This is a genomic window from Siccirubricoccus deserti (assembly GCF_014283215.1).
Lineage (GTDB): Bacteria > Pseudomonadota > Alphaproteobacteria > Acetobacterales > Acetobacteraceae > Siccirubricoccus > Siccirubricoccus deserti.
Window position 1 is genome coordinate 151,042 of record NZ_JACOMF010000006.1, and the last position, 12,220, is coordinate 163,261.

Consider the following 12,220-nt stretch of genomic DNA (forward strand, 5'->3'; position numbering starts at 1 on the left):
GATATTGGGGGCTTACCAGCCGGCGCCGCCGGACGCAGGATGGGGGCAGGGGAGGGCAGGTTGATGCGCGAATTCCGCATGGTGTCGGTCAGCGGCATCCTGGGCTACGGCTATCCGGAGGCGTCGCTGGATGCGGCGGTGGCGCGTGGCATCGACATGATCGGCTGCGACGGCGGCAGCAGCGACCCCGGCCCCTACTACCTCGGCAGCGGCAAGCCCTTTGTCTCGCTGCGGGCGATGAGGCGCGACCTGCGGCTGATGCTGCGGGCCGCCATCCGCAGCAAGGTGCCGATGGTGGTCGGCACCGCCGGCGGCGCCGGCGGCGCGCCGCATCTGCAGCTGGTGGCGCAGATGGTCCGCGACATCGCGCGGGAGGAAGGGCTGCATTTCAACCTCGCCCTGATCCATGCCGAGCAGGACAAGGCGAAGATTGCCTCCCGCATCCGTGAAGGCCGCACCGCGCCGCTCGGCCGCATGGCCCCGCTGGACGAGGCGACGGTGCAGCGCGCCACCCGCATCGTCGGCATGTGCGGGCCGGAGCCCTACATGCGGGCGCTGGACCAGGGCGCGCAGGTGGTGATCGGTGGCCGCAGCAGCGACCCGGCGCCCTTCGCCGCAAATGCCATGCGGGCGCAGCTTCCTCCGGGGCCGGCGTGGTACGCCGGCAAGATGCTGGAATGCGGCGCCGCGCCCGCGCTGCCGAAGGGCCCGGATTGCCTGCATGTGATCGTGCGCGAGGATGGGGTGATCTGCGAGCCGATGGGCGACCGCGCCTGCACCCCGATGTCGGTCGCCAATCATTCGCTGCACGAGAATGCCTCCCCGGTCCGCCATGTCGAACCGGGTGGGGTGCTCGACACCAGCGACTGCCGCTTCGAGGCGGTCTCGCCCAAGGCGACGCTCGTCACCGGCATGCGCTGGACTCCAGCCGAGACCTATACGGTGAAGCTGGAGGCGGCGGAGATGCTGGGTCATCGTGCCATCACCATCTGCGGCACCCGCGACCCGGTGCTGATCGGCCAGCTCGACCATTTCCTCGACCTGGTGCGGGGGCTGGTGGCGGGGAAGGCGCGCGACCTCGACATCGCGCCGGAGGATTACCGGCTGACCATCCACAGCTACGGCGCCAATGGCGTGATGGCGGGGCGGGAGCCGGTGCGTGAGGTGCGTGGCCACGAGATCGGCTTCCTGGTCGATGTCATCGGCCGCGACGCCGACATCGCCGGCGCGGTCATCGCGCTCGCCCGCACCAGCATGCTGCACAGCGACTTCCCCGGCAGGCTGTGCAAGGAGGGCAACATGGCCTTCCCCTTCTCGCCGAGCGACCTGGCGGCGGGGGAGGTGTATCGCTTCAGCATGTCGCATGTCGTCATGCCCGACGATCCCTACGAGATGTTCCCGATCGAGCATGAGGTGGTGTGATGGCGCTGATCCGCGACATCGCCAAGGTCTGCAAGAGCAAGAACGCCGGCCCCTTCGACCTCACCATCGACGTGGTGTTCGACGACGAGGCGATGTTCGACCGGGTGGCGGCGAGCGGCGTGCTCTGCCCGGCGCTGTTCGCTCGGCTCTACAACGTGGCCGAGGCGGATGTGCTGTTCACCCCCTACCGTGCCGGCCGCGCCTTCAAGGCGACGCTGCCACGGCTGGTGCCGGCCGGCGAGATCGGCGACACCGACGTCTATGGCGCGCAGCAGCACGCACCGCTGCTGGACGTCGACATCCCGCTGTGACCGCCGTGATCCTCAGCCGGGAAGGTGACGTCGCGACCCTCGGCCTGAATCGTCCGGCGCGCGGCAATGCGCTCGGGCCGGAGCTGGTGCAGGCGCTGGAGGAGGGTTTCGACGCCGCGCTGGCCGATGGCGCCCGGCTGATCGTGCTGCGCGGCGAAGGCCGGCATTTCTGCACCGGCTTCGACCTGACCGACCTCGAGGCGCTGTCGGATGGCGACCTGCTGCTGCGCGTCGTGCGCATCGAGCAATTGCTCCAGCGCATCCATGCCGCGCCGGTGACGACCCTGGCCATCGCCACCGGCCGTACCTTCGGCGCCGGTGCCGATCTCTTCGCCGCCTGCGACCATCGCATCGCCGTGGAGGGCGCCAGCTTCGCCTTCCCCGGCCCGGCCTTCGGCTTGGTGCTCGGCACCGCGCGGCTGGCGGCGCTGGTCGGGCGGGACCGGGCACGGGCGATCCTGCTCGCGGGGCAGGAGGTCACCGCCGAGGCGGCGCTGGCGGCTGGCCTCGCCACCGCGGTGCTGCCGCCGGCGGCGATCGCGGCCGAGCAGGCGCGCATCGCGGCCGCCGCGGCGCGGCTCGACCCGCCAACGGTGGCGGCGCTACATGCCCGGACGCGGCAGGCGGAGGACGATGCCGACCTCGCCGCGCTGGTCCGTTCGGCGGCGCGGCCGGGCCTCAGGCAACGCATTCTCGATTACCGCGCCGCGGTCGCGGCACGACGCAACGCATAGGGGAGAGACACCATGCCGAAGATCCAGGCGGAGAAGCTGCGGGAGATCGGCCGCGCCCTGCTGATCGCCAATGGCGTGCCGGATAGCGAGGCCGCCACCGTCGCCCGCCACGTCGTCAACGCCAACCTGGCCGGGCATGACAGCCACGGCGTCATCATGCTGCCGAATTACATCGAGCGGGTGCGGGTCGGCCACATCGTTCCCGGCGCGCCCTTCACCATCGTGCAGGAAAGCCCGACCACCACCGTGGTCGACGGCAATTGGGGCTTTGGCTACGTCACCAACGAAAAGGCGATGGCGCTGACCATTGAGAAGGCGGAGAAGAGCAACATCGCCGCCTGCACTGTTTTCCGCCAGGGCCATGTCGGGCGGCTGGCGAGCTATCCGCTGATGGCGGCGAAGGCCGGCATGATCGGCATGGCCTGGGCCGATAGCGGCCGCTCCCCCAAGGGGGTCGCGCCCTATGGCGGGCGTGAGGCGCGGCTCGGCACCAACCCCTGGGCCATCGCCGTGCCCTCCGACCTCGAAGGGCCGATGTGCATGGATTTCGCCACCTCGGCGGTGGCGATGGGCAAGGTGAAGCTGGCTGAGGCCCGCGGGCAGGAAATCCCGCTCGGCTGGGTGGTGGACAAGGATGGCGAGCTGACCACCGATCCGGCGAAGATCAAGGGCGGCGCGCTGCTGCCGCTGGGCGGTCCCGGCGAGGGCTACAAGGGCACCGCCCTGGCGGCGATGGGCGAGATCTTCTGCGGCATCCTCACCGGCCTCGGCTTCGGCGTGGAGCCGAGCGGCCGCCACAATGACGGCTGCTTCCTGATCGCCATCAAGGTGGAGGCCTTCCGCCCGCTGCTGACCTTCCGCAAGGAAGTGGCCGATTTCGCCCACTACCTGAAGGACACGCCGCCCGCGAAGGGCAGCAAGGGCGTGCTCTATCCCGGCGAGGTCGAGCACATGGCGGAGAAGCAGCGCGCCGCCGAGGGCATCGAGATCGAGGACGCCACCTGGAAGAAGCTCGGCGCCCTGGCCAAGGAAGGCGGCATCGCCGACAAGCTCGGCTTCAGCTGATCCGGTGCACCAGCCGGTGGATGAAGTCGAGCTTGGCGATCGCCGGTGGTGACAGCACGAAGGGGTAGAGGTCGGGCGTGCCCATGCAGCGGTTGAGGCTGTTCACCGCATAGGTCAGCGGCAGCCAGGCCTTCACCAGCTCCCCGGCACCGCGGGCGCGGTAGGGATCGATGTCGATGCGCGCGTCAAGGCCATCGGTCCTGGCGACGCGCGGCTGCACGCTGAGGCGGAAGGCGCTCGCCATCTCCAGCGTATCGACGATGTGGAGGTAATGCGCCCAGGTCTCCGCGAAATCCTCCCAGGGGTGGGCGGTGGCATAGGCGCTGACATGCGCATTCTGCCAATCCGCCGGCGCGCCATTCATGTAATGCGCCTGCAGCGCGGCGGCGTAGCCCTGGGTGTCGTCACCGAACAACGCCCGGCATTCAGCGAGCCTGCCACCGTCGCGGACCAGCAGGTCCCAGAAATGATGCCCCGACTCATGGCGGAGATGCCCGAGCGGCGTGCGGTACGGCTCGCCCAGGGCGGTGCGGCGGCGCTCGCGCTCGGTGTCGTCCGCTTCGGCCAGGGCGATGGTGATGATGCCCTCCTCATGCCCGGTCATCACCTTGGGCGAGGTGTCGTCCGGCGGGTCGGCCAGCACGTCGAAGGCCAGGCCATGCGCCGGATCCTCGATACGGTTGGCGAGCGGCAGCTTGAGCTGCTGGAAGGCGTAGACCAGCTGGCGCTTGGCATCCTGGATGCGGCGCCAGGGCGGCAGGTTGTCCGGGATGGTCAGGTCGGGAATCATGCGGTTGTGCCGGCAGGCGGCGCAGAGCGCGTCGTTGGAACCTTCGGGGACCAGCCAGTTGCAGGCCTCGTAGCGCGCATTGTCGCAGAAGCGCCGCGTCTGCTCCGGCGCCGCCAGCGGGCGCCATTGCTCATCCGCCGCCGGCTCCAGCGCCGAAAGCTCGGACGCCTCGGGCATGAAGCCGAGCACGTGGCCGCAACGCTCGCAGCGGGTATTCTCGAAGTACAGCACCTGGTCGCAGGCCTGGCAGCGGAACAGCTTCATCGTCAGTGACCCTCGGGCGCGGGCAGGACGCGTGCGAACCCTGGGAGTTCCACGAGGGTTACGCTGCCGCTGCCGCCTGCTCAACTCAGTTGTAATGCCCCAGCCCATGCGCCTTGCGCCAGCGGATGCCACAGGCCGCGGACATCCTGCAGCACCGCTTCCAGCACGGTCGCGCGCCGTGCCAGGGCTGCCCAGGCCGCAGGCAGGCGAGACGCCGGCAAGACCGGGTGTTCATGGGGAGGGTCCCTTCGGTGGGTGCCGAAGGCAATGCAACGAGGATGCCACCCTGCCGCGGCGGCTTGCCAGGGCCCGTGGTGCTTCCATACTCGCCGACGAGTCCAAACAGGAGACCGCCATGCCGCTGATCGACCTGTCGCGCGACATCATTCACAAGATGCCGCGCCTGCCGAACCACCCGATGGTCATCCTGGCACCCTTCAGCACCCATTCGGAGAAGCGCGAGGTGGATGGCTATGTCTTCTCCTCCGCGGTGATGTCGCTGAACATGGGCGATCATTCCGGCACCCATGTGGATGCGCCGGTGCATTTCGACGAGCGGCCGGGGGCCAAGGGCATCGACGAGATGCCGCTCGAGAATTTCTTCACCGAGGCGGTCTGCCTCGACCTCTCGCACAAGCCGCTGAAGAGCGACATCTCCATCGCCGATCTGGAGGCGGCGGAGAAGGCCGCGGGTATCGAGATCCGGCGGCGCGATACCGTGCTGCTGCACATGGACCACTACCGCCGCACCTGGGGCACCGAGGGCTACCTGACCGACTTCCCCGGGCTGACCAAGGAAAGCGCCAGTTGGCTGGGGCAGAAGGGCATTACGATGTTCGGCGTCGAGGCGGTCAGCCCAGGCCGGCCCGGCCGCAGCAATTTCGAGGTGCACCATGTCTGCCGCGACATGGGCTTCACCCATATCGAGGGGCTGGTGAACCTCGATAAGCTGGTGGGGAAGGGGCGGTTCCGATTCATCGGCTTTCCGCTGAAGATCAAGGGCGGCTCCGGCAGCCCGATCCGCGCGGTGGCCTGGATCGAGGATTAGCCGGCGCGGGACTTGCTATGCCTGGCGGAGGCCACAGCAGCGGAGAGGCGCCAATGAGCTGGATCGAGACCTCCTACATGGGCCGCAAGGGCGTCGCCCGCGGCCGGCGCGGTGCCACCCATGCGCTGACCGAGGCGCGCCAGGGACCCTACCACTACGTCTATGGCCCCTATGCGACGCCGGTGCTGCGCGTGCAGCCCGGCGATGTCATTGCCGCCGAGACACATGACGCCTTCGAGGGCAAGATCAGGACCGAGCAGGACAGCCCCTCGGCGCTGCTGAAGATGCCCTTCCTCAACCCGCAGAACGGCCCGATCGCGGTCGAGGGCGCGGAGAAGGGCGATGTGCTGGCGGTGCATATCCTCTCGATCCTGCCGCGCGGCCCGCAGCCGGCCGGCACCACCGCGCTGATCCCGGAATTCGGCGGGCTGGTGGCGACGCCGGCGACCGCGATGCTGAACAAGCCGCTGCCGGAGCGGGTTAAGAAGATGGTGGTGACGCCGGAGGGCGTGGTCTTCAGCGATCGTGTGACCCTGCCCTACGAGCCCTTCATCGGCACCCTCGGCGTCAGCCCGGAGATCGAGGCGGTGTCCTCGCTGCAGCCGGACTACTGGGGCGGCAACATGGACCTGCCGGATGTGGCGCCCGGCGCGGTGGTGTATTTCCCGGTGCACCACAAGGACGCCTACCTCTACCTGGGCGATTGTCACGGCAGGCAGGGCGATGGCGAGCTCTGTGGCGTGGCGGTGGAAATCCCGGCCGTTGCGACCATCCAGGTCGACCTCATCAAGGGGTGGCACATCCCTGGCGTGCGACTGGAGACGGAGGCGTTCATCATGTCCGTCGGCAGCGCCCGGCCGATGGAGGATGCCGCCCGCATGGCCTATCGCGACCTGATCCGCTGGATGGTCGACGACTATGGCTTCGAGGAGAGCGAGGCCTATTTCCTCTGCACCCAGGCAGGGAAGATGCGCGTCGGCAATATGGTGGACCCGAAATACACCCTCGGCGCCTCCATGCTGAAGACCTGGCTGGCATAGGGGAGGAGACGCCAATGGACCTCGGTCTGAAGGGCCTCCGGGCCATCGTCACCGGCGGCAGCAAGGGCATCGGCCGGCGCTGCGCCGAGCTCTTCGCCGATGAGGGCGCGCATGTCGCGCTCTGCGCCCGCAATGCGGCGGAGGTCACCGAAACAGTCGTGGCGCTGCAGGCCAGGGGCATCACCGCCTTCGGCCAGGCGGTGGATGTCGCCGACAGGGGCGCGCTGGAAGCCTGGGTCGCGGCCAGCGCCGCGGCGCTTGGTGGCATCGACATGGTCGTCGCCAATGTCTCGGCGCTGGCGGTGCAGGATGACGAGGACGCCTGGCGCCGCGGCTTCGAGACCGATCTGATGCACAGCGTCCGCACCGTGAACGCGGCGATGCCCTTCCTGGAGGCGTCGAAGGCGGCGTCGATCACCCTCATCTCCTCGGTCTCGGGCCGTGAGATCGACTTCACCGGCCCGGCCTACGGCGCCTTCAAGGCGGCGCTGGTGCACTACGCCCAGGGGCTGGCCTTCCGGCTTGCCGGCAAGGGCATCCGCGCCAACACCGTCTCGCCGGGAAATACCTATTTCGAGGGCGGCATCTGGCAGTGGATCGAGCAGAACAACCAGTCGCTCTTCGCCGAGGCGATGGCGCTGAACCCCACCGGCCGCATGGCGGCGCCGGAGGAGGTCGCGCGCGGCGTGGTGTTCCTCGCCAGCCCGGCGTCCTCCTTCACCACCGGCACCAATCTGGTGATCGATGGGGCGTTGACGCGGGGCGTGCAGCTTTAGGTGGGCGGGAAAGGGCGGCCGATCGCATCTTTTCCCATCATGCGCGGGCTCGACCCGCGCATCCGATTCTGCCGTGAACAGGCTCTTGGCCTCGACGGCCGGAATGTTCTCCCGCCGCGGATGATGTCCTTCGAACAGCCGGCGGGGCGGATGTAACCCTTGTCAACCATGCAGGCGAGGCCACCGGTGCCGACCAGCCTTCCGGGCCGGTCGAATCGAGCCCCGGCCGCGCCAGGTAGCCGGGGAAGTTGGAGCAGCCGCGGACCTGAAGCCGGCCCTGCGCGCCGTCGGGCAACACCCGGCTTGCCGGGTCGATGATGCGCAGTTCCACCCCCGGCGGGGAGCAGCCATCGGCGGAGGTGGTCTTCGCCTCGGCATTATCCGGCTGGGTGGTGGTGACGGTACCATTCTCCGACATGCCCCAGGCGGAGTTGGCGGCGGCACCGAGGGTCTGCCGCGCCATATCTCCTTGGTCACGAAGACATCCTGCAACACGGCCGTACCGCCCAGGACATGACTTGGCTGCGGTCCTCGGCCGGTTGTTGGCGCAAGACCGAAACGACATGGTGCATCCCCGATGGCCGACGCGTTTGCGATGTGCGGGAAAGGCGGCGATGGTGGCCGGGCCAGGCCCCGCGCAGGGGCCCGGCCAAGCGATGATCTCGAAGGGGGTGAAGCGGATGCCTGCAACTGGGATGGTAGAGCCGAATGCCGGTGGACACGGTGACCTGGACGCCATCATCATCGGCGCGGGCATTGCCGGCATGTACCAGCTCTACCGGTTGCGGGAACTCGGCCTGCGCGTGCGGGTCTATGAGGCCGGAACCGACGTCGGCGGCACCTGGTACTGGAACCGCTACCCCGGCGCCCGCTTCGATTCGGAAAGCTGGTCCTACGGCTATTCCTTCTCGAAGGAGCTGTTGCAGGAATGGGAATGGCCGGAGCATTTCTCCGCCCAGCCCGACACGCTCCGCTATCTGAATTACGTCGCCGACAAATTCGACCTGCGGCGGGACATGCGCTTCGGCCACCGCGTCACCGCCGCGCATTTCGACACTGCGACCAGCCGCTGGACCATCACCCTCGACAATGGCGAGCAGGACAGCGCCCATCTGCTGGTCACCGCGCTGGGCCCGCTCTCGGCCTATACCCTGCCGAACATCCCGGGCCGGGACAGCTTCCAGGGCACGGCCTGCCACACCGCTCGCTGGCCGCGGGAGGGGCTCGATCTCAAAGGCAAGCGCGTCGGCATCATCGGCACCGGGGCCACCGCCATCCAGACCATCCAGACCATCGCCAAGGAGGTCGGGCACCTCACCGTCTTCCAGCGCACGCCGAACTGGGCGGCGCCGCTGCACAACCGGAAGATCACCGAGGAGGAGCAGAAGGCGATCAAGGCCAGCTACGACGAGATCTTCGAGCGGTGCCGCCAGACCAGCACCTGCTTCATCCACAACACCGACCCGCGCAAGGCGCTGGAGGTCTCGGCGGAGGAGCGGGAGGAGTTCTGGGAGAAGCTCTATGCCGAGCCCGGCTTCGGCATCTGGGTGGGCAATTTCCAGGACGTGCTGGTGGACCCGGAGGCGAATGCCCTGGCCAGCGAGTTCATGGCGAAGAAGATACGCCAGCGCGTCAGGGATCCGAAGGTCGCGGAGAAGCTGATCCCCCGGAACCACGGCTTCGGCACCCGTCGCCTGCCGCTGGAGAGCGGCTATTTCGAGGTCTACAACCAGGACAACGTGCGGCTGGTGGACATACTGGAAACCCCGATCGAGCGGATAACCCCGGAGGGCATCCGCACCAGCGCCGAGGATTTCGCCTTCGACGTGCTGATCTACGCCACCGGCTTCGACGGTGTCACCGGTCCCTACGACCGCATCGACATCCGCGGCCCCGGCGGCCGGCGGCTGAAGGATGACTGGACCGGGACGCCACGCACCTTCCTCGGCATGCTGGCGGAGGGCTTTCCCAACATGCTGATGGTCCTCGGCCCGCATACCGCGCGCGGCAACATCCCCCGCAACATCGAGGAAATCGTCGATTGGCTGACCGGGCTGATCCGGCACATGCGGGACCACGGGCTGACGCGGGTGGAAGCCCGGCCCGAGGCGGTGGAGGATTGGGGCCGGCATGTGGAGAAGGCGGCGTCGGGCCTGTTGTTCAGCCAGGTGAATTCCTGGCAGACCGGCGTCAACCGCAATGTCGAGGGCCGGGATGTCCTCCGCATCCTCGGCTACTACGGCGGCGCCGTGCAGTACCGCCGCAAGGCCGGGGCGGTGGCGGCGCAGGGCTACCGCGAATTCCTGTTCGGGTGACCGGGCCGGCCACCCTGCCGCGCCGGCCGAAGCGGCCAGCGTGGCAGGCCGGCGCGATCCCCGCCGCGACTACAGCATCTGCCCGCCATCGACGATGATGGTCTGCCCGGTGACCCAGCGCGCCGCCGGGCTCGCCAGGAACAGCACCACCTCCGCCACCTCCTCCGGCGTGCCGAGCCGGCCGAAGGGGATGCTGCCGAGGATGGCGTTGTAGAGCTTCGGGTCGCTGGTCTTCCGCGCCTCCCACGACCCGCCGGGGAATTCGATGCTGCCCGGCGCCACCGCATTGGCGCGGATGCCCTTCGGCGCATACATCGCCGCCTGCGACTGGGTGTAGTTGATCAGCAGCGCCTTCACCGCGGCATAGGCCGGGGTGCGGATGCTCGGCCGGTAGCCGGAGATGGAGGAGACGTTGACGATGCTGCCGTTCGACGCCTCGAGGAAGGGCAGCGCCGCATGGGTGGCGCGGACCGTCGCCATTACATCCACCGAAAGCCCCTGCGCCCAATGCTCCTCGGTGTCCTGGGAGCCGAAGCCGGAGGCGTTGTTCACCAGTACGTCAATGCCGCCGAGCGCCTGGCCCGCCGCCGCCACATAGGCGGTGACCGCGGCGCGGTCGCCGAGGTCGCATTGCGCGGCATGCGCCGTCACGCCATGCCCGGCGATCTCGGCCTTGGTCGCGTCCAACGGCCCGGCGCTGCGGGCGCAGACCGAAACCGCTGCCCCGGCCGCGGCGAAGCCCAGCGCCACCGACCTTCCGATGCCGCGGCTGCCGCCGCAGACCACCACACGCTTGCCCTTGAAATCCTGCATGTCCGTTTCCCTGGTTGGTGATCGCCGGCGCAGGCTGGCGAAGCCGAGGCGGAAGGGCAAGCCGTGGCGCCGAAACTCGCGGTTGCAGGCTTGATGCCGGCGCCGGCGCGGGCATCTGTTGCAGCCATGAACCTTCCCTTCCTCGATCGCCGCCCGCGCGTCGCGCTGGTGCGGCTGCAAGGCACCATCACCCCCCGGCCAGGCATCGGCGGCGGGCTCAACCTGGCCAGCGTGGCGCCCCAACTGGACCGCGCCTTCGGGCTGAAGCGGGCGGTGGCAGTGTTCCTGGTCATCAACTCACCGGGCGGATCGCCGGTGCAGTCCAGCCTGATCGCCGGCCACATCCGTCGCTTGGCCACCGAGAAGAAGCTGCCGGTCATCGCCTGCGTCGAGGATGCGGCGGCCTCCGGCGGCTATTGGATCGCCTGCGCGGCGGATGAAATCGTGACCGACCCGGCTTCCATCCTCGGCTCCATCGGGGTGATCGCGGCCGGCTTCGGCTTCCAGGGCGCGCTGGAGAAGCTCGGCGTCGAGCGCCGCCTGCGCACTGCGGGGACGGAGAAGAGCTTCTGGGACCCCTTCCGCCCGGAACGGCCCGAGGATGCGGCGCGGCTGGAGGGGCTGCTGGAGGAGCTGCACGCCGAATTCCGCAACTGGGTCACGGAGCGCCGCGGGCCGAAGCTGAAGCTCCCGCCAGGAGAGGCCTTCACCGGGCGCTTCTGGCCCGGGCGGCGGGCGGTGGAGCTGGGCCTCGCCGACCGGCTGGGCGATGCGGCGGGGGAGGCCAGGCGGCGCTTCGGGGAGAAGGTGCGGCTCGTTCCGATCGGCGGCCCGCGCCCGCCGCTGCTGCGCCGCCTGCTGCCGGGGTTCTCCGCCGAGGCCGTGCTGGCGGTGGCGGAGGAGCGGGCGGCCTGGGCGCGACTGGGGTTGTAGCTGGCGCCGGTAGAGCCGAGAGGGCGCGTTGCCCTATGGCCTTTCCCGCCAAAGGCCAAGGACTTTTGGAAATCACGGGTCTCAACTCAAGGGATCCAAGGGCCCTTCGGCCCTTGGTGGGGGAGTATGAGGGGGCAAAGCCCCCTCATACCGGCTTTTCGGCGAACTCCGTCCACCAGGATCTAGGCAATCGTCCAGCCTCCTGTTCAAGGAGTTGTCGTCTGACCCTGCGGCGCGAAGCGCTCTATTGCTTTGATTGTGGGGTAGATTCGGGCTGTCGGCGCGGCCTGCAGCTATCCTCCCACCTGTCGTAGCCAGTCCTGCAGATTGTAATAGGTTGTCACCCGGGTGATCCTTCCGCCGGCGATGGTGAAGAAGGCGCCCGCCGGCAGCCGGTAGCGCTGGCCGCGCGCCTCCGGCAGGCCGGCATCGGTCGCCAGGTATTCCCCCTCCACCACGAATTCCGCCGCGGCCCTCGTGCCGGTGGCATCCACCATTACCGCCAGTTCATGGATGCTCTCGCGGTAGCAGCGGTCCATATGGTCCAGGAATTCGGCGAAGGCCGGCTTGCCGATCGCGCGGCTGCCCTGGTTCACGTCATGCGCCACATCCTCGGCCAGCAGGGCGAGCATTGCCGCCCGGTCGCCGCGGCCGAAGGCGTCGTAATAGGCGTGGATCAGCGGGGTGGTTTCGGTCATCGGCGACTCCA

General features: G+C 68.9%; 13 protein-coding genes. 9 read left to right on the plus strand and 4 right to left on the minus strand.

The genetic code is table 11. From position 1 onward, the window contains the following. Window positions 1-63: 63 nt before the first annotated feature. The 4 genes from H7965_RS07850 to H7965_RS07865 are packed head-to-tail and all read left to right on the plus strand — an operon-like array spanning window position 64 to window position 3,532. Complete coding sequence (locus H7965_RS07850) at window positions 64-1,422, plus strand: acyclic terpene utilization AtuA family protein (RefSeq protein WP_229682508.1); 1,359 nt, start codon at window positions 64-66, stop codon at window positions 1,420-1,422. Then, entirely contained in the window at window positions 1,422-1,733 is a 312-nt protein-coding gene (locus tag H7965_RS07855; protein ID WP_186770012.1) for a DUF4387 domain-containing protein, read from the plus strand. The genes H7965_RS07850 and H7965_RS07855 overlap by 1 nt, the downstream gene beginning before the upstream one ends. 5 nt (window positions 1,734-1,738) lie before the next feature. Then, on the plus strand, window positions 1,739-2,467 hold the full coding sequence (locus H7965_RS07860) for an enoyl-CoA hydratase/isomerase family protein (protein WP_222440509.1): 729 nt from the start codon (window positions 1,739-1,741) through the stop codon (window positions 2,465-2,467). Between the two features lie 12 nt (window positions 2,468-2,479). Then, entirely contained in the window at window positions 2,480-3,532 is a 1,053-nt protein-coding gene (locus tag H7965_RS07865; RefSeq protein WP_186770014.1) for an Ldh family oxidoreductase, read from the plus strand. On the opposite strand, the gene H7965_RS07870 is transcribed toward H7965_RS07865, so the two are convergent. Further along, window positions 3,525-4,586, minus strand: coding sequence for a zinc-binding metallopeptidase family protein (locus tag H7965_RS07870; protein WP_186770015.1), 1,062 nt, complete (start codon window positions 4,584-4,586; stop codon window positions 3,525-3,527). The genes H7965_RS07865 and H7965_RS07870 overlap by 8 nt on opposite strands. Window positions 4,587-4,941: 355 nt before the next feature. Between H7965_RS07870 and H7965_RS07875 the strand changes: the two genes are divergently transcribed. Genes H7965_RS07875 through H7965_RS07885 form a run of 3 tightly spaced genes read left to right on the plus strand, consistent with a single transcriptional unit; the run spans window position 4,942 to window position 7,450 of the window. Next, window positions 4,942-5,634 (plus strand): cyclase family protein, encoded by a 693-nt coding sequence (locus tag H7965_RS07875; protein WP_186770016.1) that lies wholly within the window; start codon window positions 4,942-4,944, stop codon window positions 5,632-5,634. Window positions 5,635-5,687: 53 nt separating this feature from the next. After that, the gene (locus tag H7965_RS07880; RefSeq protein WP_186770017.1) at window positions 5,688-6,674 is read left to right on the plus strand and encodes an acetamidase/formamidase family protein; all 987 of its coding nucleotides are present in this window, start codon (window positions 5,688-5,690) and stop codon (window positions 6,672-6,674) included. Window positions 6,675-6,688: 14 nt separating this feature from the next. After that, complete coding sequence (locus tag H7965_RS07885; RefSeq protein ID WP_186770018.1) at window positions 6,689-7,450, plus strand: SDR family NAD(P)-dependent oxidoreductase; 762 nt, start codon at window positions 6,689-6,691, stop codon at window positions 7,448-7,450. 37 nt (window positions 7,451-7,487) lie between these two features. Here H7965_RS07885 and H7965_RS31925 read toward each other — a convergent pair whose 3' ends face one another. Further along, a complete protein-coding gene (locus H7965_RS31925) occupies window positions 7,488-8,216 on the minus strand; it encodes an AMP-binding protein (protein WP_390624556.1) in 729 nt (242 codons plus the stop codon). Here H7965_RS31925 and H7965_RS07895 point away from each other — a divergent pair. Beyond that, window positions 8,146-9,765: a flavin-containing monooxygenase gene (locus H7965_RS07895; RefSeq protein WP_186770020.1), complete on the plus strand. Its 1,620-nt coding sequence runs from the start codon at window positions 8,146-8,148 to the stop codon at window positions 9,763-9,765. The genes H7965_RS31925 and H7965_RS07895 overlap by 71 nt on opposite strands. Window positions 9,766-9,834: 69 nt before the next feature. On the opposite strand, the gene H7965_RS07900 is transcribed toward H7965_RS07895, so the two are convergent. Then, window positions 9,835-10,578 carry an SDR family NAD(P)-dependent oxidoreductase gene (locus H7965_RS07900; protein WP_186770021.1) on the minus strand — a complete coding sequence of 248 codons (744 nt, stop codon included), beginning with the start codon at window positions 10,576-10,578 and terminating at the stop codon, window positions 9,835-9,837. A 126-nt stretch (window positions 10,579-10,704) separates the two neighbouring features. Between H7965_RS07900 and H7965_RS07905 the strand changes: the two genes are divergently transcribed. Next, window positions 10,705-11,511 (plus strand): S49 family peptidase, encoded by an 807-nt coding sequence (locus H7965_RS07905; protein ID WP_222440510.1) that lies wholly within the window; start codon window positions 10,705-10,707, stop codon window positions 11,509-11,511. A gap of 293 nt (window positions 11,512-11,804) precedes the next feature. On the opposite strand, the gene H7965_RS07910 is transcribed toward H7965_RS07905, so the two are convergent. Next, a complete protein-coding gene (locus H7965_RS07910; RefSeq protein ID WP_186770022.1) occupies window positions 11,805-12,209 on the minus strand; it encodes a ketosteroid isomerase-related protein in 405 nt (134 codons plus the stop codon). Window positions 12,210-12,220 lie beyond the last annotated feature (11 nt).